General features: G+C 38.7%; 13 protein-coding genes, 18 tRNA genes and 3 rRNA genes. 6 read left to right on the top strand and 28 right to left on the bottom strand.

All coding sequences use genetic code 11. From position 1 onward, the window contains the following. The first annotated feature begins 50 nt into the window (after window positions 1-50). A complete protein-coding gene (locus tag BN2667_RS01510; protein WP_054251558.1) occupies window positions 51-986 on the top strand; it encodes a ribonuclease H-like domain-containing protein in 936 nt (311 codons plus the stop codon). A gap of 72 nt (window positions 987-1,058) precedes the next feature. Here BN2667_RS01510 and BN2667_RS01505 read toward each other — a convergent pair whose 3' ends face one another. From BN2667_RS01505 to BN2667_RS01395, 23 genes are all read right to left on the bottom strand, one after another. Continuing rightward, window positions 1,059-2,648: a hypothetical protein gene (locus BN2667_RS01505; protein ID WP_054251557.1), complete on the bottom strand. Its 1,590-nt coding sequence runs from the start codon at window positions 2,646-2,648 to the stop codon at window positions 1,059-1,061. Window positions 2,649-2,853: 205 nt separating this feature from the next. After that, window positions 2,854-2,927: transfer RNA gene (locus BN2667_RS01500), tRNA-Trp, on the bottom strand. Window positions 2,928-2,966: 39 nt separating this feature from the next. After that, window positions 2,967-3,042, bottom strand: a tRNA-Phe gene (locus BN2667_RS01495). A gap of 30 nt (window positions 3,043-3,072) precedes the next feature. Further along, window positions 3,073-3,149: transfer RNA gene (locus BN2667_RS01490), tRNA-Ile, on the bottom strand. Window positions 3,150-3,160: 11 nt separating this feature from the next. Beyond that, window positions 3,161-3,253, bottom strand: a tRNA-Ser gene (locus BN2667_RS01485). Window positions 3,254-3,283: 30 nt separating this feature from the next. Further along, window positions 3,284-3,372: transfer RNA gene (locus BN2667_RS01480), tRNA-Ser, on the bottom strand. Between the two features lie 5 nt (window positions 3,373-3,377). Next, window positions 3,378-3,453: transfer RNA gene (locus tag BN2667_RS01475), tRNA-Lys, on the bottom strand. Between the two features lie 4 nt (window positions 3,454-3,457). Then, window positions 3,458-3,534, bottom strand: a tRNA-Gln gene (locus BN2667_RS01470). Window positions 3,535-3,540: 6 nt separating this feature from the next. Beyond that, window positions 3,541-3,617, bottom strand: a tRNA-Arg gene (locus BN2667_RS01465). A 5-nt stretch (window positions 3,618-3,622) separates the two neighbouring features. Next, a tRNA-Gly gene (locus BN2667_RS01460) sits at window positions 3,623-3,696 on the bottom strand. A 22-nt stretch (window positions 3,697-3,718) separates the two neighbouring features. Beyond that, a tRNA-Tyr gene (locus tag BN2667_RS01455) sits at window positions 3,719-3,804 on the bottom strand. A gap of 15 nt (window positions 3,805-3,819) precedes the next feature. Then, a tRNA-Thr gene (locus tag BN2667_RS01450) sits at window positions 3,820-3,895 on the bottom strand. A gap of 20 nt (window positions 3,896-3,915) precedes the next feature. Next, a tRNA-Asp gene (locus BN2667_RS01445) sits at window positions 3,916-3,992 on the bottom strand. Between the two features lie 14 nt (window positions 3,993-4,006). Then, window positions 4,007-4,082 (bottom strand) — tRNA-Val (locus BN2667_RS01440). Between the two features lie 4 nt (window positions 4,083-4,086). Then, window positions 4,087-4,161 (bottom strand) — tRNA-Glu (locus BN2667_RS01435). 12 nt (window positions 4,162-4,173) lie between these two features. Further along, window positions 4,174-4,250: transfer RNA gene (locus tag BN2667_RS01430), tRNA-Met, on the bottom strand. A gap of 3 nt (window positions 4,251-4,253) precedes the next feature. Beyond that, window positions 4,254-4,342 (bottom strand) — tRNA-Leu (locus BN2667_RS01425). 8 nt (window positions 4,343-4,350) lie between these two features. Continuing rightward, a tRNA-Asn gene (locus BN2667_RS01420) sits at window positions 4,351-4,425 on the bottom strand. 35 nt (window positions 4,426-4,460) lie between these two features. Beyond that, a 5S ribosomal RNA gene (rrf, locus tag BN2667_RS01415) occupies window positions 4,461-4,577 on the bottom strand. A 24-nt stretch (window positions 4,578-4,601) separates the two neighbouring features. Then, window positions 4,602-7,454 (bottom strand): 23S ribosomal RNA (locus BN2667_RS01410). 259 nt (window positions 7,455-7,713) lie between these two features. Next, window positions 7,714-7,790 (bottom strand) — tRNA-Ile (locus BN2667_RS01405). A 47-nt stretch (window positions 7,791-7,837) separates the two neighbouring features. Then, a 16S ribosomal RNA gene (locus tag BN2667_RS01400) occupies window positions 7,838-9,365 on the bottom strand. The 16S, 23S and 5S rRNA genes sit together here with 18 tRNA genes alongside, the layout of an rRNA operon. Window positions 9,366-9,702: 337 nt before the next feature. Continuing rightward, window positions 9,703-10,998, bottom strand: coding sequence for a Na+/H+ antiporter NhaC family protein (locus tag BN2667_RS01395; protein WP_054251556.1), 1,296 nt, complete (start codon window positions 10,996-10,998; stop codon window positions 9,703-9,705). A 266-nt stretch (window positions 10,999-11,264) separates the two neighbouring features. On the opposite strand from BN2667_RS01395, the gene tyrS reads away from it, so the two are divergent. Then, window positions 11,265-12,488, top strand: a complete 1,224-nt coding sequence (gene tyrS / locus BN2667_RS01390; RefSeq protein WP_054251555.1) for a tyrosine--tRNA ligase — start codon at window positions 11,265-11,267, stop codon at window positions 12,486-12,488. Window positions 12,489-12,528: 40 nt separating this feature from the next. On the opposite strand, the gene BN2667_RS01385 is transcribed toward tyrS, so the two are convergent. Both BN2667_RS01385 and mscL read right to left on the bottom strand, forming a co-directional pair. Next, window positions 12,529-13,077, bottom strand: coding sequence for a pyridoxamine 5'-phosphate oxidase family protein (locus BN2667_RS01385; RefSeq protein ID WP_054251554.1), 549 nt, complete (start codon window positions 13,075-13,077; stop codon window positions 12,529-12,531). Window positions 13,078-13,116: 39 nt separating this feature from the next. Continuing rightward, complete coding sequence (gene mscL, locus BN2667_RS01380) at window positions 13,117-13,548, bottom strand: large conductance mechanosensitive channel protein MscL (protein ID WP_054251553.1); 432 nt, start codon at window positions 13,546-13,548, stop codon at window positions 13,117-13,119. A gap of 148 nt (window positions 13,549-13,696) precedes the next feature. Between mscL and BN2667_RS01375 the strand changes: the two genes are divergently transcribed. Then, on the top strand, window positions 13,697-14,116 hold the full coding sequence (locus tag BN2667_RS01375; protein WP_054252141.1) for a deoxycytidylate deaminase: 420 nt from the start codon (window positions 13,697-13,699) through the stop codon (window positions 14,114-14,116). 213 nt (window positions 14,117-14,329) lie between these two features. Here the strand turns inward: BN2667_RS01375 and BN2667_RS01370 are convergent, their stop codons facing one another. The 3 genes from BN2667_RS01370 to tkt form a co-directional block, all read right to left on the bottom strand. Beyond that, window positions 14,330-14,941 carry a ribonuclease H1 domain-containing protein gene (locus tag BN2667_RS01370; RefSeq protein WP_054251552.1) on the bottom strand — a complete coding sequence of 204 codons (612 nt, stop codon included), beginning with the start codon at window positions 14,939-14,941 and terminating at the stop codon, window positions 14,330-14,332. Window positions 14,942-14,996: 55 nt separating this feature from the next. After that, a complete protein-coding gene (locus BN2667_RS01365) occupies window positions 14,997-15,368 on the bottom strand; it encodes an FMN-binding protein (RefSeq protein ID WP_054251551.1) in 372 nt (123 codons plus the stop codon). Between the two features lie 88 nt (window positions 15,369-15,456). Next, a complete protein-coding gene (tkt, locus tag BN2667_RS01360) occupies window positions 15,457-17,424 on the bottom strand; it encodes a transketolase (protein WP_054251550.1) in 1,968 nt (655 codons plus the stop codon). Window positions 17,425-17,764: 340 nt separating this feature from the next. On the opposite strand from tkt, the gene nuoE reads away from it, so the two are divergent. From nuoE to BN2667_RS01345, 3 genes are read left to right on the top strand one after another with little or no spacing between them, the layout of a single operon-like run. Beyond that, complete coding sequence (gene nuoE / locus BN2667_RS01355; protein ID WP_242848702.1) at window positions 17,765-18,235, top strand: NADH-quinone oxidoreductase subunit NuoE; 471 nt, start codon at window positions 17,765-17,767, stop codon at window positions 18,233-18,235. An 11-nt stretch (window positions 18,236-18,246) separates the two neighbouring features. Further along, window positions 18,247-20,142 carry an NADH-quinone oxidoreductase subunit NuoF gene (locus BN2667_RS01350; RefSeq protein ID WP_082380156.1) on the top strand — a complete coding sequence of 632 codons (1,896 nt, stop codon included), beginning with the start codon at window positions 18,247-18,249 and terminating at the stop codon, window positions 20,140-20,142. Between the two features lie 9 nt (window positions 20,143-20,151). Further along, window positions 20,152-21,888, top strand: coding sequence for an NADH-dependent [FeFe] hydrogenase, group A6 (locus BN2667_RS01345; protein ID WP_054251549.1), 1,737 nt, complete (start codon window positions 20,152-20,154; stop codon window positions 21,886-21,888). Window positions 21,889-22,013 lie beyond the last annotated feature (125 nt).

Raw genomic sequence — 22,013 nt, 5'->3', positions numbered from 1 at the left:
AAAATAAAATTCATTAAACTAGAGAGGGAAATTTCTGCTATAATACTACTATGAAAATAATAGAAAAAGAAATTCAAATCTCAGATACAAGTGCGCTTACAAAAAATTCGGTGTTTTTCGACATTGAAACAACAGGTTTTTCCCGTCAATCTGCTAGAATTTATTTAATAGGAACCTTAGAAATTGGAAAAGAGAATAATATCTTCCGCCAATACCTAACAGAGACCCAAGCAGATGAGAAGGTCCTCCTTAAAAATTTTTTAGAACAGATAAAAAAGAAAGACTTGCTAATTTCCTTTAACGGCGAAAGCTTTGACCTGCCCTTTATAAAAGCCAGATGCGAAAAATATAAAATCGACTGCAAGATTCTAGATGAAATTCAGTCCCTAGACCTCTATAAGGAAATAAAAGCAAAGTCCCTTTTTGTAAGTCTAGAAAATTACAAGCTAAAGACCATTGAAAATTACATGGGTATCTACCGAGAAGACTTGTTTTCTGGCGGAGACCTAATTAGCCTTTACTACGAGTACGAAAATGGCGATAAAAATTTAGAAAATATTCTCCTCCTTCACAACGAAGAAGACATACTAAATATGCCAAACTTGTATGGATTTTTAGACCACTTAGAAAAAACTAACACAATAAGAGTCGCAGGCCAAAGCTTCACAATAGAAAAAATTTCCCTAAAGAAAAATAAGCTAGAGCTTACAGGCTTAAGCACTATCCCTCTAGCCTTTTTAAATTCTCAAAATTTTAAATTGCAAATAAAAGATAAAAGCTTTTTCTTCGAAAGTTTAGTAAAATCTGGTCCCTACGATGAAGAGACAACCTGCATCTACCTAGAAAAAAACGGTATGGATTTAATTTGCAATTATAATATCCCCTGTCCAGATGAAATTTATCTACTCAAACACGACAAAACCCAACTAAATCTAAATATAAAAACATATTTCGAAAAAATCTTAACTGAGATTTTTGCAGACTAAAAAATGTTCTTAAATCTTTTTTCTTTAAAAAACCCCGACTGATTTTTTAGCCGGGGTTTCATTTGCTTGTTTTTATTTTTTCTTTTTTATATAGACTAACATATAGCCAATTAATACTCCAAGACCTAGGATAGCAATAATTTTTATTAGTGAAGTCTTCCTTCCCTGGTCTTTATTTCTTAATTCTTCTTTGTCCAAGTCTTTGGCAGTTTCTTGATCAGATAAAATTTCATCTTCCTGGATTTTTACTTGGCTTTGGTCTGGCGAAGCTTCTTCTCTAAGCATTTTAAATTCTTCTATTAGCTCTTTGACTTTATTCTCGTCTAGATCTTCCTCACTTGTATATAAGGGAATAAATCTAACTTGTCCTTCTGAGTCCTTAGTTTTTGTGACTAAAATATTTTTGTAGGAGTCGTCCTTGTATTGAAAGTCTGTGGCATAGTAACCTTCAGTTGATAAAAGCCCAACTTTTAAAAGGGCATAAGTTCCATAAGTTTCAAGATCTCTTAGGCCAATAATTTCTGGAAAAGATACCAGTCTTATTTGATTTTCAGAAAAAGTAAAGTCTGCCTGGTCTTCTTTTATTTCAACTTCAACTTGATTTCCATCTCCATACTTGTAAAATCCGTCTTCAAGGTCAACTTCATATTGTCTCTCAAAAAATTCTTTTAAAAGACTTGCGCTTAAGGTCCATTTATTTTCTTCTGGAAAAAATATTTCCTCATCTTTGCCTATTACTTGGTCTTCTAATTTCTTATAAATGTTTATTCTACTAAAGTTTTGATCTTCAGTGTTTTCTATCCATGGTCCTACAAGCTGATTTGTTATTGCCAGTTTATATATTGGATATGTTAGGTCGCCGCCAATTTTTCCTGGCCTTATATTTGCATCCATTAATGGAACTAGGGCCTCATAAAGTTCTTCTATGCTTTTTTGGCTAGCTCCTTTAAAGTATTCTTGATCGCTTAAGGCTTTTGAATCAATTAGACATTTGTTATAAAAGTCCAGACAGGTTCTTTCATCAATGTAGGCCCAATCTCCTATTGGCAAATCGCTAGTATCATAGGATTCTAAAGGTTTTAGGTCTGCTGGAAGTGAATCTATTTCACTAAGACCTTGCTTGGAAATCTTAAAGACGTAAGATTCTTCAACAACAGGTCCGCCATCATAGTCTTCTGTGGCTGGATAGCTGTTTGTAAATTGTATTTTGACATAGTCAGCCTGGCCATCTGTATAAAATTCAATATTCCCATAGCTTCTAAAGTAATTCACATAAGATGGATGGGAAATTTCTAAAATTTCCACACCCTTTTTATTGATTTGTCCATAAATTTTGTAGCTAAGACTTTCATAGGCAACTCTTTGCCTTAAAACTAAATAGAGAAGCCTTCCATTTTCATCTTCAATTTCTAAGGCCTGGTCTAAATAGGCTTGGTCATCAACTGTATCTATATTTATATCAACTGGTTTTATTGTTGCGAAGTTTCCATATTCGTCAAAAGAAAAGTCCTTGATTAAAGGATAGATATAGCCACGGTTAAGGCCATTAAACTTATCTTCATAAGAATCTAAATCCATGCCATTTCCATCTGTCAGCGCTTGAGTCCTAAGAGGCACCAAGGACAAGACCAAGATTAAAATTAATAGGATTTTCTTTTTCATTAAAGTCTCCTTCAAATCTTATTTTTTTAATAGTAGCATAGAAAATTTATCTTGTCTATTTGTACTGATCTATAGAAGAGTTAGGAAATAAATAGATCAAATATAATTATAAATCTATTTTTTTAAGATTATATTTGAATTCTATTTTATTATTTTAAAAAAAAAATGGCCTAGACGAATTTTTTCATCTAAACCATTTCTCTTATGGCAGGGGCAGAAGGAATCGAACCCTCATCAGCGGTTTTGGAGACCGTTATTCTACCATTGAACCATGCCCCTATAAAAAAGTACCATTTACATATTTGCAAATGGTACAAATGGTGCCCAGAGCCGGAATCGAACCAGCGACACAAGGATTTTCAGTCCTTTGCTCTACCGACTGAGCTATCTGGGCTTTTATAAAACCATTTTAAAAGTAAGTTTGTGGTGGGCCTTCAGGGACTCGAACCCCGGACCTACCGGTTATGAGCCGGGCGCTCTAACCGACTGAGCTAAAGGCCCACAAAGCTATTTGGCGGAGAAAGAGGGATTTGAACCCTCGCGCCCCTATGACGGGACCTACTCCCTTAGCAGGGGAGCCTCTTCAGCCTCTTGAGTATTTCTCCTCTCTGGATTATACTACAAAAAATAAAAAGTGGCGGAGAGGGTGGGATTCGAACCCACGTGGGCTTGCACCCTAACGGTTTTCAAGACCGCCCCGTTATGACCACTTCGGTACCTCTCCAAAAATGGTGATCCATCCGGGACTCGAACCCGGGACTCCCTGATTAAAAGTCAGGTGCTCTACCGACTGAGCTAATGAATCACGTTGGCTGGGGTGACAGGACTCGAACCTGTGGAATGCAAGAGTCAAAGTCTTGTGCCTTACCGACTTGGCGACACCCCAATTATATGGTGCACCTAGGAGGATTCGAACCCCCGGCACACGGATTAGAAGTCCGTTGCTCTATCCTACTGAGCTATAGATGCCTTTTTGGAGCGGGTGAAGGGAATCGAACCCTCGCAACCAGCTTGGAAGGCTGGGGCTCTACCACTGAGCTACACCCGCAAGTATTAATTTGAAAAGAATATGGTGGTGGAGAGTGGATTCGAACCACTGAAATCGAAGATAACGGATTTACAGTCCGTCCCCTTTGGCCAACTTGGGTACTCCACCTTATAAATATTCTTCTGGAGCTGGTGAGAGGACTTGAACCCCCAACCTACTGATTACAAGTCAGTTGCTCTACCAATTGAGCTACACCAGCATTTGTTAGTTAAATAAAATTGGCGACCTGGAAGGGACTCGAACCCTCGACCTCTAGCGTGACAGGCTAGCATTCTAACCAGCTGAACTACCAGGCCATTAATAAATCTTATGGTGGGAGTAATAGGACTCGAACCTATGACATCCTGCTTGTAAGGCAGGCGCTCTCCCAACTGAGCTATACTCCCCTCTTGGTGACCCCATCGGGACTCGAACCCGAGATACCACCGTGAAAGGGTGGTGTCTTAACCGCTTGACCATGGGGCCATTTGTTTAAAATGGATGCGGGAGTAGGATTTGAACCTACGACCTCCGGGTTATGAGCCCGACGAGCTTCCAAACTGCTCCATCCCGCGATTTGGTGCCGAGGGCCGGAATCGAACCGGCACGATGTTTTACCACCGCAGGATTTTAAGTCCTGTGCGTCTGCCAGTTCCGCCACCCCGGCCTCTTTTATGGCTCTCAGGGTGGGACTCGAACCCACAACCTACCGGTTAACAGCCGGTTGCTCCACCGTTGAGCTACCTAAGAATTATGTAGGCTTTTAAGTCTTTCTTAAAAGCCTTTACTGGCAACTTCCTATCCTCCCAGTTCGTCTCCAAACTAGTACTTTCAGCGTTAAAAGGCTTAACTTCTGTGTTCGGTATGGATACAGGTGTTTCCCTTTTGCTTTTATCACCAGATTACCTTGCTACAAATCTAATTTATTGGTCAAATTTTCGACCTATTAGTAACGCTTTGCTGAGTGTATTGCTACACTTACACGTGCGTCCTATCTACCTCGTTTTCTTCAAGGGGTCTTCCTTACCTTGGAAATCTCATCTTGAGGGTGGTTTCGTGCTTAGATGCCTTCAGCGCTTATCCTTGCCAAACTTAGCTACTCAGCTATGCCGCTGGCGCGACAACTGATACACCATTGGTTTGTCCATCCCGGTCCTCTCGTACTAAGGACAGAGCCTCTCAAATTTCCTACGCCCACGACGGATAGGGACCGAACTGTCTCACGACGTTCTGAACCCAGCTCGCGTGCCTCTTTAATGGGCGAACAGCCCAACCCTTGGGACCTACTTCAGCCCCAGGATGAGACGAGCCGACATCGAGGTGCCAAACCTCCCCGTCGATGTGAACTCTTGGGGGAGATAAGCCTGTTATCCCCAGGGTAGCTTTTATCCGTTAAGCGATGGCCCTTCCACGCGGTACCACCGGATCACTAAGTCCTACTTTCGTATCTGTTCGAGTTGTTGCTCTCACAGTTAAGCTTCCTTTTGCCTTTGCACTCTTTGCACGATTTCCGTCCGTGCTGAGGAAACCTTTGAACGCCTCCGTTACTCTTTGGGAGGCGACCGCCCCAGTCAAACTGCCCGACTGACAGTGTCCCGTGACCTGGTTCAAGGTGCACGGTTAGAATTCTAAGGATGAAAGGGTGGTATCCTAAGGCCGACTCCACACATACTGGCGTACATGCTTCTTTGTCTCCCACCTATCCTGTACATTCAGCCTCAAAACCCAATGTCAACCTACAGTAAAGCTCCATGGGGTCTTTCCGTCCTGTCGTGGGTAATGCGCATCTTCACGCATACTACAATTTCACCGGATCCTTTGTTGAGACAGTGCCCAAATCGTTACACCTTTCGTGCGGGTCGGAACTTACCCGACAAGGAATTTCGCTACCTTAGGACCGTTATAGTTACGGCCGCCGTTTACTGGGGCTTCAGTTCTAAGCTTCGCTTTCGCTAACTCTTCCCTTTAACCTTCCAGCACCGGGCAGGTGTCAGCTCCTATACTTCATCTTTCGATTTGGCAGAAACTTGTGTTTTTGGTAAACAGTCGCTTGGGCCTATTCACTGCGGCCATATTGCTATGGCTCCCCTTCTCGCTAACTTACGGGGTCATTTTGCCGAATTCCTTAACAAAGGTTCTTCCGCGCGTCTTAGAATTCTCTTCTCGCCTACCTGTGTCGGTTTGCGGTACGGGTATTAAGGGTATATAGTGGCTTTTCTTGGCAGTGTGAAATCACTTCCTTCTCTACTTAGTTTTCGATCCCCATCATACATCATCTTTAGTGCTAAGCGGATTTGCCTACTTAGCGGACTTTGTATTTGGACGAGCGTCCTTCTGCTCGCTTCGCTATCCTCCTGCGTCCCCACGTCTAATTGATCTTAATAGTACAGGATTTTCAACCTGTTGTCCATCACCTACGCATATTCTGCCTCGGCTTAGGTCCCGACTTACCCTGGGGGGACGAGCCTTCCCCAGGAAACCTTAGGCTTTCGACGGGCAAGATTCTCACTTGCCTCTCGCTACTCATGCCAGCATTCTCTCTTGTATGAAATCCACATATCCTTCCGATTATGCTTCTGCTCTCATACATTGCTCCTCTACCATTGTTTCCAATCCACAGCTTCGGTATTTAATTTAGCCCCGGAAATCTTCGGCGCAGAATCACTCGACCAGTGAGCTATTACGCACTCTTTAAATGTGTGGCTGCTTCTAAGCCAACATCCTGGTTGTCTACGTAACTCCACATCCTTTACCACTTAATTAAAATTTTGGGACCTTAGCTGGTGGTCTGGGCTCTTTCCCTTTCGACATAGAAGCTTATCCCACTATGTCTGACTCCCTAGGCTATAAGTTGGTATTCGGAGTTTGATATGTTTTGATACCGTATTGGCTCGCAACAATTCAGTGCTCTACCCCCATCTTATCTTTTCCTAGAGGCTAGCCCTAAAGCTATTTCGAGGAGAACCAGCTATCTCCGAGTTCGTTTGGCTTTTCACCCCTATCCACAGGTCATCCGATAAGTTTTAAACCTTACCCGGTTCGAGCCTCCATTTAGTTTTACCTAAACTTCACTCTGCCCATGGATAGATCACCCGGTTTCGGGTCTACGACACTAAACTTTCGCCCTGTTAAGACTCGATTTCTCTTCGACTGCGCATCTGTGATGCTTAATCTTGCTTAGTATCGTAACTCGCTGGCCCGTTCTACAAAAAGTACGACATTGCACTTTAATTTTTGTGCTTTGTCTGCTTGTAAACATAAGGTTTCAGATTCTCTTTCACTCCCCTCCCGGGGTTCTTTTCACCTTTCCCTCACGGTACTTGTTCGCTATCGGTCACCAAGTAGTATTTAGCCTTAGGAGGTGGTCCTCCTGTCTTCACACCGGATTTCTCGTGTCCTGTGCTACTCTTTCTAACTGGTCCTTTTTTGTTTTCGACTACAGGGCTGTCACCTTTTTTTGCTAATCTTTCCAGATTATTCGTCTAACTTTTAAGGTACGTGTCGTTATGTTGGGCTCTACCCCGTTCGCTCGCCGCTACTTAGGGTATCGATTTTTCTTTCTTTTCCTCCGGTTACTTAGATGTTTCAGTTCACCGGGTCTTCCTTCGCATATACTATTTTATTCATATATGGATACTCTTACAGAGTGGGTTTCCCCATTGGGACATCTACGTCTAATAGCGATTGTTTGCATCTTGACGTAGCTTTTCGCAGCTTACCGCGTCCTTCGTCGGCTCTTGGTGCCAAGGCATTCACCTTATGCTCTTAGTTATTTGACCTAAAGTTGTCTATCAACTTCTTTTAAGAAAATTCTTCTTTAGTAAATAGTTTTGTTTACTTCCTAATGAATTTGTTTTTCCACGTTTGACTTTAACTTAGTTTTTTCATTTAAAAACTGTTTTTGTTTGTCGTTTCGTATTTTCTTTGATTAGATTTGTAGTTGTCAAGGTTCTTTTGTCGCTTTAATGCGACCTATATTAAAGAATCGGTTTTGGCATCGGATTCTTTAATTTCTTTTTTTGCCCTTATATCAAGGGTTGGTGGACCTGGGTGGACTCGAACCACCGACCTCACGCTTATCAGGCGTGCGCTCTAACCAGCTGAGCTACAGGTCCATTTTTTCAAATAAATATTAAATATAGTGTAAGAATATACTCCTTAGAAAGGAGGTGATCCAGCCGCACCTTCCGGTACGGCTACCTTGTTACGACTTCACCCCAGTCATTCAATTTGCCTTAGGAGGCTGCTTCCATATGGTTAGCTCACCTACTTTGGGCCCCTCGAACTTCCATGGTGTGACGGGCGGTGTGTACAAGACCCGGGAACGCATTCACCGCGACATTCTGATTCGCGATTACTAGCAACTCCGACTTCATGTACTCGAGTTGCAGAGTACAATCCGAACTGAGATTGGCTTTTTGAGATTTGCTTGACATCGCTGTTTTGCTGCTCTCTGTACCAACCATTGTAGCACGTGTGTAGCCCAGGACATATAGGGCATGATGATTTGACGTCATCCCCACCTTCCTCCGATTTCTTATCGGCAGTCTTGCTAGAGTCCTCATCCTAAATGTTAGTAACTAGCCACAGGGGTTGCGCTCGTTGCCAGACTTAACTGAACATCTCACGACACGAGCTGACGACAACCATGCACCACCTGTATTAGTGTTTCATAGAAAACAGTGTATCTCTACACTTGGCACTAGTATGTCAAGTCCTGGTAAGGTTCTTCGCGTTGCTTCGAATTAAACCACATGCTCCGCTGCTTGTGCGGGTCCCCGTCAATTCCTTTGAGTTTCATACTTGCGTACGTACTCCCCAGGCGGAGTGCTTATTGCGTTAACTGCGGCACCGAGATTTGACTCCCGACACCTAGCACTCATCGTTTACGGCGTGGACTACCAGGGTATCTAATCCTGTTTGCTACCCACGCTTTCGTTCCTCAGCGTCAGTTAAAGGCCAGTAAGTCGCCTTCGCTACTGGTATTCCTCCTAATATCTACGCATTTCACCGCTACACTAGGAATTCCACTTACCTCTCCTTCACTCAAGTTATGCAGTTTCAGATGCTCAATGTGGTTAAGCCACAAGATTTCACATCTGACATGCATTACCGCCTACGAACCCTTTACGCCCAATGATTCCGGACAACGCTCGCCCCCTACGTATTACCGCGGCTGCTGGCACGTAGTTAGCCGGGGCTTTCTTCTATGGTACCGTCATTATCTTCCCATAGGACAGAGCTTTACGAGACGAATCCCTTCTTCGCTCACGCGGCGTCGCTGCATCAGGGTTTCCCCCATTGTGCAATATTCCCCACTGCTGCCTCCCGTAGGAGTTTGGGCCGTGTCTCAGTCCCAATGTGGCCGTTCACCCTCTCAGGCCGGCTACTGATCATGGCCTTGGTGAGCTTTTATCTCACCAACTAGCTAATCAGACGCGAGCTCATCATACACCGATAATTCTTTGACATTAAAGTAATGCTACTTCTATGTTTCATTTGGTATTAATCCCAGTTTCCCAAGGCTATCCCAATGTGTATGGCAGATTGCTCACGTGTTACTCACCCGTCCGCCGCTAATCCAGAAATGCGTCACTCCGAAGAGATCTGCTTTTCTTTCATCGCTCGACTTCCATGTGTTAGCCACTCCGCCACCGTTCGTCCTGAGCCAGGATCAAACTCTCCAAAAAAATTTTTGTTCATTTAATCTTTAAGCTCATCTAAAAACTGACTTTGTTCGCTTTTATTTCGCTTGTGTGTTTTTTTCGTTCTCACACTATATTCAATTTATTTGGTTCTTGCTTTCCCAAAAGGTTAGCTTGATTATCTTATCAAATCTATTTTATCTTGTCAAGGCCTTTTTTAAAGTTTTTTAATTTTCTTTACTCAAGGCTTACATTCCCTTTCGAGACAGCTTATTTATCTTACCAAGCCACCATTCTTTTGTCAAGAACTTTTTTGAAGATTTTTTCTTTTTATTTTTTCTATTTTACTTTTAATTGGCCTATATAATAGAAGCTTTCTTTTTTATTTTTTTCTATAAAATCCATAACAAATAACCATAATCAGCGGAAAGAGATTATAAATTACTGCTTTGTAAGATACTTCAAATACGGTAAAGGCTACGTTGGCTGCCATATTCCACGGTATAAGTGACGGAACTAGGATTGGAATATTTTCTAAGTCTAGCATAAAACTTTGTCTGTCAGCTGTTAATTTTTCTCTATACATTTGTGCCAGCAATATAACTACTATTGATTGGGTACAAAAAATTATAGAAAATATAAGGGCCATTAATACAAATACAGGATAGTAGCCAAAATGTCCTTCTAAGGTCTTTGCAATTTTTTCTAAGGGTTTTAAAAATTCAGTTTGTTCAAAGATGCCAAAGTATATTGCAGAGATTATTACATTTACAATTGTAGATAGCATTGAGAAAATACCGCCACCGTTAACTACTCTAGCAACGGCTTCTGTATTTGCTGGTACTTGAACTCCTTTAATAAGACCGACTACAAGATCTTTTGCACTAAAACCTTGATAGACTATGGCAATTATAATGCTTACAGCACAAGATGCCAGTAATAGTTTTCTAGTAGAAAGTTTAAAGGCCGCAAGGATAAAAATTATTAGGGCAGGTAAAATACATATTAAAGAAAAATTCAGTTGGCTTTTAAGATCTCTTAATAAGTTTATATCTACTTCGTTTTTTGATCCAAATAAGGATAAAAGAAGAAATATAATCGCACTTATAAGTGTCGGAACTAAAGTTGTCCTAGCCATGGCTTTTCTGTTTTCAATTAACTTTGTTTGGGTCAAGCTTCCTACTAAAACTGCTGATGATGATACTGGACTAATGCGGTCGCCAAAAATACTTCCTGATAAGATTGCCCCAGTTGATATAAGTAGGTCAGCTCCATTTGCTCGGGCAAGAGATATTAAAACAACTCCCATTGTGGTAATTGTCCCATTAACTGATCCAAGTAAAAGACTCATGCCTATAGTTAACAAGAAACAAAATAAGTAAAACAAATTTTTGTTTATAAATTTCGCCCCATAGTAAACCAAGTAGGGAATTGTTCCAGATAACCTCCAAGCTGCTGTAATAAAACCAATTAAAGAAAATATTATAACCAAGTTTGCTACAAGTTTAAAACCGTTTTTATACATTTTACTTAGGTCACTAATTTTAAATCCCTTTTTTATCGCGTCATAGGTAAAGAGTATTAGGCCTAGAAATAAGGCAAGAGAAATTGGCAAACTAAATAAAACACTTGTTATTAGTGCTCCAATAAATATAGCTCCTATAATAAAAAATCTCATTAACTTCCTCTCTTTTTTTGTCATAGTTTTTTATGTCTCTTTTATAATAACAAGAATGCCCCTGACTTTAAAGGACATTAATTGACTATTGGCAGATCTTTCTATATAATAAAGAAAATCTTAGATTGAATTTTTAACAAATTTTCTTAGAATAATTTGTTGGTTTTTCTTTAAGACCTATGTAAAATTTCTACTTATTAATAATTGATATGAACCTAGCCAAAATGGTTTATGGTCAATTTGTTTTTAATTTATAAGGAGTAACGATGAACAAAGTATTTGAAACCTTAAAAGTACGTGGATATATTAATAATTATAGTCACGACGAAGTAATTGAAAAGTTAAACAATGAATGTCTTACATTTTATATTGGCTTTGATGCAACTGCTGACTCTTTGACGCTTGGTCATTTTGTAACTATTATGGCAATGATGCACATGGAAAAAGCAGGTCATAAGCCTATTGCCCTTTTAGGTGGAGGAACTACAATGATTGGTGACCCTTCTGGCAGAAATGACATGAGACAAATTATGACCAAGGAGAGAATTGACCACAATGCTGAAAAGTTTAGAGAACAAATTTCTAGATTCTTAGATGTAGAAAATGGCCACACTGTTATAGAAAATAATGCTAACTGGCTTTTGGACCTTAACTTTGTAAACTTTATGAGAGAAGTTGGTGTTCACTTTGGTGTCAACCAAATGCTTGCCCTTGATGCCTATAAAAATAGACTTGAAGACGGCCTAACATTTTTTGAAATGTCTTATATACTTATGCAGGCCTATGACTTTTTAGTTTTAAATAGAAAGTATGGAGCCTCCTTACAAATGGGTGGCTCTGACCAATGGTCTAATATTTTAGCTGGAGTAAACTTAATTAGAAAAACTGAAGAAAAGGACGCCTATGCCCTTACCTTTAATCTTTTAACTACTGCAGATGGAATAAAAATGGGCAAGACTGCCAAGGGAGCAATTTGGTTAGACAGAGAAAAAACTAGCCCTTATGACATGTTCCAATATTTAAGAAATGTTGCTGATGCTGATGTTAAACCATTTTTAAAACTTTTAACTTTCTTAGACCTAGATGAAATTGAAAAGCTTACTAATGTTGAAGGAGCTGAAATTAATAAGGCCAAAGAAGTTCTAGCTTATGAAGTTGTTAAGATGGTTCACGGAAAAGAAGATGCAGATGCTTCCTTAAGTGCTGCAAGATCACTTTTTGCTGGCAACAAAGACTCTGAAAATATTCCAACTACCGAATACCAAAAATCCGACTTTGAAAACGGCAAGGAAATAATCGCACTTATTAGAGACCTTGGCTTTGTTAAATCTAATGGCGAAGGCAGAAGACTTATTCAAAATGGTGGAATCTCACTTAATGACGAAAAAGTTGCTGACTTTAATAAAAAAGTTACTTTAGATGATTTTAAAGATGACAAACTTTTAGTTAGAAAGGGCAAAAAGACCTACCACCAAATTAAATTAGTTTAGGCATTAAAAAACACCTTCATTTTTTCAAGTGAAGGTGTTTTTATTTTTGAAATTTTAGCTCCTTAGCATCTGGGCCATATTTTTTTCGTTTTCCATTTACTTCCAGCATTTGGATTTTATAAACTGCCGTTCTTCCTAAGGATGCCTCTATAAATCCTAGGCTTAAGTCTGCCAGGTCTTTGGTATATTTTTCTGCAATATTATAGAGGATTTCTTTCTTCTCTTCTTCGTCATTGACCTGATAAATTCTTCCGCTAACATGGGCTGATTCAAATTCTGTGGTGTAAATCTTTGAGCCGATTTGAGAAAAGTTTCCCATCTTTATATGGTCTTCTATTTCTTCTCTGCTATAGAGTCTTGGGACTTGAACCCTGCCAACAAAGGTCACTGATACTAAATCGCCGTCTTTAATTTTCTCAACTTTTCTTCCTGCCTTGGCTGAATGAAAGTAAAGATTGTCTTCCTTTCTAATTATCGATAGAGGAAGGGTGTAGGGATCTTCTCCTCCTAGACCTAGGACTCCATAGTCTGATTCATCTATAATTTTTAGGGCAAAGTCTCTGGGCATTTGCCTGTCTTTTCTTCTCATTTTTCTCCTTATGTAGGCAGGCTATTAACCTGCTTATCTTTATTTAAGTTCTGATGTACAGTGTGGACATCTACTTGCTTCAATTGGAATATCTGTTTTACAGAATGGGCAAGTTTTTGTTGTTGGTGCTGGTTCCTCTGCTGGTTTTCTAAACTTATTAATTTGTTTAATAACCAAGAAGATTACTAAGGAAATAATTAAAAAGTCAATTATTGCTTGGATAAAAGAACCATATTTTAAAACTGCTGCTCCAGCTTCTTCTGCTTGGGCAAGAGTGGCGTAGTCGCCTCCACTTAGGTTAACAAACTTGTCTGAAAAGTTAACTCCACCTGTTAATAGGCCAATTAAAGGCATTAGTACATCATCTACTAAAGATGATACGATTTTTCCAAAGGCTCCACCGATAATAACACCAATGGCCATATCCATTACATTGCCCTTAGAAATAAATTCTTTAAATTCCTTAATCATTATCTACCTCTCCTTTTTTTTCTTTAATCATCTATATTTTACCCCAATATTATAATTTAAGCAATTTTAGTGAATTTATTTATATATTTTCTCTTGTAATTATTTTTTCTTTTTATAAAATAGAAGAGAGGTGATTTTTTTGACTAGAATGTCTTGGAATAAATATTTTATGGAAATTTGTAAAATGGTGGCCCAAAGGTCAACTTGTGACAGGGCCTTTGTTGGTTGTGTCTTAGTAAATAAGGATAATAGAATTGTCTCTACTGGCTATAACGGATCCCTTGCTGGCAATCCATCTTGTGACGAAATTGGCCACACTATGAGAGATGGCCACTGTATTGCAACTATCCACGCTGAGATGAACGCCCTTTTATATTGTGCCAAGGAGGGAATTTCTGTCAAGGGAACCAAGGCCTACGTAACCCACTTCCCTTGTTTAAATTGTACTAAGTCATTAATTCAAGCTGGGATTTCTGAAATTTATTATCTAAATGCCTACAGGGTTGACGAATATGCTGTTGAACTTTTAGAAAAAAATGGTATTCCTTTTACAAAAATTGATTGTTAGATTAGGTTAAAAGAAATAATGGGGACACACAGAAATGAATGTCCCCTGGTGAAAAAATAAAAACATGATAACGGGGGACAAAGCTAAAGCAATATCCCTGATGAAAACAACGGGGACAAACCTGAAGGAACGTCCCCTTATAACGCTGATAAGAAAAAACTTAAATAAAAAGAAAGCTAGGAAAATTTAGTCCTAGCTTTTTCTAATTTTCTTTTAAATTTTTGCACTCTTTGCAAGGTCGTCTGCCATTTCGTTGTACTTGTTTCCTGTGTGGGCTTTTACCTTTACAAAGTCAACTTCTAAGTCTTTTTTTATTTTAGAAAAAAATTCGTGGTAGGACCTAGTGGCTTCTACATTTCTCTTCCACTGGCCAGTGGCCCACTTTTCTATACCTTCATAGTCGTAGTGGAGGATTAATTTTTCGAAAGCATTTTCTACTGCATACTTGCAGGCAAATTCTGATCCTCTAATTTCTCCAATTACATTTCTGTGGTCAGAATACTGGTCTTTAGGATATCTTTTTGAAAAAGTTTTTATGTCGTCTCCGTCAATAAATACAGCCCCATAAGAATAAGATCCGTCTTCCTTGTCAAAGGAGCCGTCAACATAGGCCACTAAAGTTTTTCCTTCTCCCCTTGCCTTATAAGGTTCTAAATCATCAAAGGCCATTTGTCTATTTGTCCTGCCAATAAAGTCTAAGGCCTCTTCTTCACTGGCAAATTTTTTATATTGGGCTTGTGGATATCCATCTACCTGGGCCTTGCACTCCTGCCAAGTAGAATAAATTCCAGGCCTTCTCCCAACTTTAACTGCGTAATATTTCATGATTTTATTATAACAAAAAAGAGCCTGCCTAAACAAGCTCTTTAATACGCTTAAGTTATTTTGCTTCTTTTACTGCGTTAATAATAGCTTCGCTAGTAAATGTAGCTCCTGATACTCCTTCAACTCCGTCAGCAGTTCCTGCTTCAACGATAGCTGCTGGAACTTTTTCTAAAGCGTCAGCTACTTCTGGAACTTCATCTGCTGATTCAGCATGGTCAGTTACTACTACGTTAGTGATCTTGTCACCTTCTTTAGTAACTTCAACAGTTAGTGGTCCACCAAAGCCTTCAGCTGTTCCTGTTAAAGTAACTGCTTCTGCTGCTGGGGCATCTCCGCCTTCTGCTGGGGCGTCAGTTTTTTCTCCACAAGCTGTTAAAGCAAATAGGGAAATAACTAATACCATTAGTATTGCTATATTTCTTTTCATATTGCACCTCCATTTATAACAATTATATAAAAATACTGATTTTTTTCAAGTCTAGGCAAAGATTTTTTTTAATTTTTTTATAAAACTTTTACAAAGATTTCGCAATTTCTATTAGGTTATCTGCAGTAATGTCTAAGTGCTTATAAACTTCAGAGCCAGGTCCAGACTCGCCAAAGCGATCTAAGCCTAAAACTTTTCCATCTAGACCGACATACTTGTACCAAAGTCCTGTGGCTCCAGCTTCAACTGCCAGTCTCTTTCTAATAGATTTTGGTAGGACTTCTTCTTTGTAAGTTTCGTCTTGGGCATCAAAGATTTCCATACAAGGAACAGATACAACTCTTGTTCCATGGCCATCTTTTTCTAAACTTTCTTTGGCTTCAATGGCAAGGCCAACTTCAGACCCTGATGCTAAAATAATATATTCTAGGTCCCTTTCTTCTTTTGAGATTATATAAGCTCCCCTTTCAACTCCTTCGCCAGATCCTTCTAAGTTTGGAAGACCTTGACGAGATAGGCAAAGGGCTGTTGGAGTCTCCTTGGATTCCATGGCGATCTTCCAAGCATAGGCAGTTTCAACGGCATCTGCTGGTCTGATGACATTAAAGTTTGGCATAGTCCTCATCATTGAAAGCTGTTCAATTGGTTGGTGGGTCGGTCCGTCTTCTCCAACTCCAATTGAGTCGTGAGTTAGGATATAAATTTGTGGCAGCTTCATTATTGCAGAAAGTCTCATGGCCCCCTTCATGTAGTCTGAGAAAACTAAGAAGGTTGCAACATAAGATGAAAGTCCGCCATGAAGTAAAATTCCATTTGCTATTGCCGCCATGGCGTGTTCTCTTACGCCAAAGTGAATATTTCTTCCTGCCCTGTTTTCAGCTGTGAACCAAGTTTGACCTTTTATTTCAGAATTATTTGATGGGCCAAGGTCAGCAGAGCCGCCAAGTAGGTAATCAACTTTTTCTGCAATTTTATTTAAGGCTAGGCCTGATGCCTTTCTGGATGCCATTGAATCTTTAAAATCAAAAAAGTCTTCATCAAATAAGTCTGCTGGAAGTTCCTTATTAAGAGCCTTTTCTAAGTTTTTATAATCTTCTGGATATTTTTTCTTATAAGTTTCTTCCAACTTCTTCCAAGCATCATAAACTTTTTCTTTTTCTAAAAGTTGGTCTTTGGCTAGGTCATAGGCTTCTTTTGGAACTTCAAAGTCACCATAGTCCCAGGCTAAATACTCTCTCATCTCTTTAATGTTTTCTGCTCCTAGTGGGGCCCCGTGAGATGAAGCAGATCCAACTTTTTGTGGACAGCCGTAGCCAATTTGAGTTGTGATTATAATTATAGATGGTTTTTCTTTTTCTTTCTTCGCATCTTCGATAGCCTTATTTATTGCATCAAGGTCATTGCCATCTGCAACTTTTAAAACTTGGAAGCCAAAACCTTCAAATCTTTTTTCTACATCTTCTTTAAAGGCTATGTCAGTTGAGCCTTCTATTGTAATTGAGTTTGAGTCGTAAAGAACAATTAATTTATCAAGACCTAGGGTTCCTGCTAGGCTCATAGCCTCGTATCCAATGCCTTCCATTAGGTCCCCGTCTCCACAAATTGAATAAGTGTAGTGGTCAATTAATTTTAGGTCTTCTTTGTTGTACTTGGCTGCTAGGTGAGCTTCTGCTATAGCCATACCAACTGCCATAGAAATACCTTGGCCAAGTGGTCCTGTTGTCGCTTCTACTCCTTTTGTGTAACCATATTCTGGATGGCCTGGAGTCTTTGAACCAATTTGTCTAAAGTTTTTTAAATCGTCAATTGTTACATCGTAACCATAAAGGTGTAAGAGGCTGTATAAAAGTGCTGAGCCATGGCCAGCAGATAAAATAAATCTATCTCTATTTATCCACTTGTCGTCTTTAGGATTTATATTTAAGTGCTTGCCCCAAAGTGAATATGCCATTGGAGCAACTCCAAGTGGTAGACCTGGATGGCCAGAATTTGCTTTTTCTACAGCTTCAGCTGATAAAAACCTTAAAGTGTTTACTAATAAATTTTCTTTATTCATCATTTTCCCCTTTACTAAAGATTTCTATTTTTATTATAACACTTATAGATTTTTTTAACCACAAGATAAGTCTTTTGAGCTTTTAATATTTTAACAAGATTTTTTTTGAATTTGTAAGATATAATTAAATAAATATCAAATTTTCGTCTTTCTATTTTTACAGTTTTATTTTTTGATTTTTATATTATATACATATTAGTAGACGGCTTTTTTTTATCTTTTTGCAAAATACATAATTTTATTTTCATTCTTTATTTGCTATTAACATTGACAATTTATTGTTTTTTGTTAGAATTTATATGGTTAGTTTTTTAATAATTAATATTAGGAGGGAAACATCTTGGAAGCAAATAACGAACTTATGATGCAAAACAAAATCAAGTACTTTATGGTAGACAAAGACGATTCAGATTTAATCGAAATCCTACATTTAGTACAAAATACTTATGGTTACATTCCAGAGGACATGATAACTTTAATTTCAAAAACTTTGGATATACCACCTTCTAGAATTTATGGTGTTATCACTTTTTATTCTAGATTTTCACTAGTTCCTACTGGTAAGTACTCAATTAGTGTTTGTATGGGAACTGCTTGCTATGTAAAAGGTGCAGGTGACATCTTAGACGAAGTTAAAAAAGAACTTGGTATTAACAGCGGCGAAACAACTGAAGACGGCCTATTTTCTATTGTAGAAACTAGATGTATTGGAGCTTGTGGACTAGCCCCTGTAGTTACTGTTAACGGAGAAGTTCATGGCAGGCTTAAAAAAGGCGACATGACAAAGATAATTGATGAACTTAGAAAATAGGAGTTATGACTATGCTAACATACGAAAGAATTAAAGAAATTAGAGAAGAAAGCCTAGGAAAGGTCCAGCTAAGACTTTTAGATATTTCTCATGACGAATATATTGATGAGTCTATTAAACACGACAAGCACCACATTTTAATTTGTGGAGGAACTGGTTGTCATTCATGTAAGTCTGAAGACCTAGCAGATGAATTCCACAAGGTTATTAAGGAAAAAGGCCTTGATGAAGATATAAAGGTAGTATTTACAGGATGCTTTGGTCTTTGTGAATCTGGACCAAACGTTGTTATCTATCCAGAGGGAGTTTTCTACAGCCACTTAACTGTTGCTGATATTGATAGAATAGTTGAAGAACATATTATTGGCGGCAAAATTTGTAGAGACCTACTATTTAAAGAAGCCCTTGTAGATAAAAGAGTTAAACCTGTAGGAGAAGTTTCCTTCTACAAGCACCAAACAAGGGTTGCCCTTAGACACTGTGGTCTTATTGCCCCAGAAGATATTGATGAATACATAGCCTTAGGTGGTTATGAACAGCTTGCAAAAATGATCCACGAACAAACTCCAAGAGAGGAAATCATTCAAACTATTATTGATTCAAAACTTAGAGGTAGAGGTGGAGCAGGCTTCCCTACTGGAATTAAATGGAAGGGAGCTTACGAAAACGAAGCTGACCAAAAATACGTAATTTGTAACGGAGACGAAGGTGACCCAGGTGCCTTTATGGACAGATCAATTCTTGAAGGTGACCCTCACTCTGTTTTAGAAGCAATGGCAATTTGTGGTTACTGTATAGGAGCCAGCAAGGGATATATTTACATCCGTGCTGAATATCCAATTGCTGTTGATAGATTAAGAACCGCCATTAAACAAGCTGAATCACTAGGAATTCTTGGCGACAACATTTTAGGTTCTGATTTCTCTTTTGATATTGAACTAAGACTAGGCGCTGGAGCCTTTGTTTGTGGTGAAGGTACTGCCTTAATGGAATCAATGGAAGGTAAAAGAGGAATGCCTAGGGTTAAACTTGAAAGATCAACTAAGAAGGGTCTTTACGAAAAACCAACTGTTTTAAATAACGTTGAAACCTTTGCTAATATTCCAGTAATTTTAGAAAAAGGTGCTGACTGGTTTAAATCAATTGGTACTGAAGATTCTCCAGGAACTAAGGTGTTTGCCCTTGGTGGAAAAATTAATAACACAGGCCTTATTGAAATTCCAATGGGTGTTGATTTAAATACTATTATCTACGACATTGGTGGTGGCGTTCCTAATGGCAGAAAATTTAAAGCCATCCAAACTGGTGGACCATCTGGTGGATGTATTCCTGCTGACTACCTAGACACTCCAGTTGATTTTGAAAACTTAGATAAACTTGGATCAATTATTGGTTCTGGTGGTTTAGTAGTTATGGACGATACTGACTGTATGGTTGACATTGCAAAATTCTTTATGGACTTTACAGTAGATGAATCATGTGGCAAGTGTACTCCTTGTAGAATTGGAAACAAGAGAGTTTTAGAAATTTTAAATAGAATTACTGAAGGAACAGGAACAGAAGACGACCTTAAAGAACTTGCCCTTCTTTCTGATGTAATTTCTGATACTTCCCTATGTGGACTTGGAAAAACTGCAACCAACCCAGTTAAATCAACTATGAAATACTTCTATGACGAATACCTAGCCCACGTTAAAGACAAAAACTGTCCAGCTGGAGCTTGTAAGTCACTATTAAATTACTATATAGAAAGTAAATGTATTGGTTGTACAAAATGTAAGAGAATTTGCCCTGTTGAAGCTATTTCTGGAAAAGTCAAAGAAAGACATACTATTGACCATGCAATATGTATTAAGTGTGGTGCATGTATGGATGCTTGTCCAGTTAATGCAATTGAATTAGTTTAGGAGGCGGCAATGATTAATTTAAAGATAAATAATATAGATGTTCAAGTTGAAAATGGACAAACAGTTTTAGATGCCTGTAATGCCATCCACGTTAAAGTTCCTACCCTATGTCACCTTGACCTAGGAAAACTTGGCTTTGTAAATAGAGATGCCAACTGCCGTGTATGTATGGTTGAAGATGTTAAAAAAGGAAATTTAATTCCTGCTTGTTCTACCTATGCCAAAGAAGGTATGGAAATTAGAACAGATACAATGAGAGTTGTTCAATCTAGAAGAGTTAACATCGAGCTTCTTTTATCCAACCACCCTAAAGACTGTTTAATTTGCGAAAAAAACGGCGAATGTGAACTGCAACAACTAGCAATGGATGCTAACATTACAACTTTAAGATTTGAAGGAGAGAGAATTCCTTTTGACTTAGATACTTCTTCCCTATCAATTATTAGAGACCCTAATAAGTGTATCCTTTGCAAGAGATGCGAAACTATGTGTACAGAAGTTCAAACTGTTGGAACCCTAACTGATGTTGGTCGTGGTTTTGGAACTGTAATTGGAACTGCCTTCCAAAAACCAATTTTCGAAACAAATTGTACTTTCTGTGGCCAATGTATTTCAGTTTGTCCAACTGGTGCCTTAACTGAAAAATGTTGTATAACAAAAGTTTACGATGCCATTAGAGACAAGAACAAGACAACTGTTGTTCAAGTTGCTCCTGCAGTAAGGGTAGCCCTAGGTGAAGCCTTTGGTATGGAACCTGGTACTATCACTACTGGAAAAATGGTTGCAGCCTTAAAACACATTGGCTTTGACTATATTTTTGATACTAACTTTGCAGCTGACTTAACAACAATGGAAGAAGCCAAAGAGTTTGTTGAAAGACTAGAATCCAACAACCTACCAATTTTAACTTCATGTTGTCCATCTTGGGTAAAATTTATTGAACACAACTTTGGAGACATGTTCCACATTCCATCTACTTGTAAGTCACCTCACGAAATGTTTGGTACAGTAGCTAAGACTTACTTTGCAGAAAAAATTGGCAAGGACCCTGAAGACATTGTTGTAGTTTCAATTATGCCATGTGTTGCTAAAAAATATGAATCTAAACGTCCAGAGCTTACTTTAGAAGGAGATATTTCTAACGTAGATAGGGTTATAACTACTAGAGAGTTAGCTGAAATTATTAAAGAGTTCTCAATTAACTTTGAAGAGCTTGAAGAAATGGACTTTGACGATCCAATGGGAGAATCTTCTGGCGCTGGAGCTATTTATGGAGCATCAGGTGGAGTTTCTACTTCAGCAATAAGAACTGCCTACTATATGATTACTGGCGAAGACCTAGAAGAAGTTGAATTTAAAGACCTTGAAGGCCTAAGTGGTCTAAAGGTAGCTGAAGTTGACATTAACGGCAGAAAAATTAGAGCTGCAGTTGCTTCAGGCCTAGGCAATGCTAGAAAACTTCTTGAAGATATTAGACACAAGAGAGAACACTTTGACATTATAGAAATTATGGCTTGTCCTGGAGGCTGTGTTGCTGGTGGAGGCCAACCATTTATCCACGGAGATGTTTCTATAATCCAAAAGAGAACAGACGCTATTCAAAATATTGATAGGTCTAAAGAAAACAGACTTGCCCACCACAATAAGTCTATTCAAAAGATCTATGACGAATACATCGGTGAAGTTGGAGGCAAAAAAGCCCACGAACTATTACACACCCACCTAGTATTTAGAGAAAAAATTTAAAACAAAAGTAAAAATCCCAGTGACTGAAAAATTTACTGGGATTTATTTTATATATTTTTATTTTTGAATTTTTTTCAATCTTCAAATTCAAATTTATCTTATTTGAATTTCAATTTTCACATTTC

This window comes from Neofamilia massiliensis (assembly GCF_001299475.1).
In the GTDB taxonomy this organism is placed as follows: domain Bacteria; phylum Bacillota; class Clostridia; order Tissierellales; family Peptoniphilaceae; genus Neofamilia; species Neofamilia massiliensis.
This window is presented reverse-complemented; position numbering and strand designations above follow the sequence as displayed.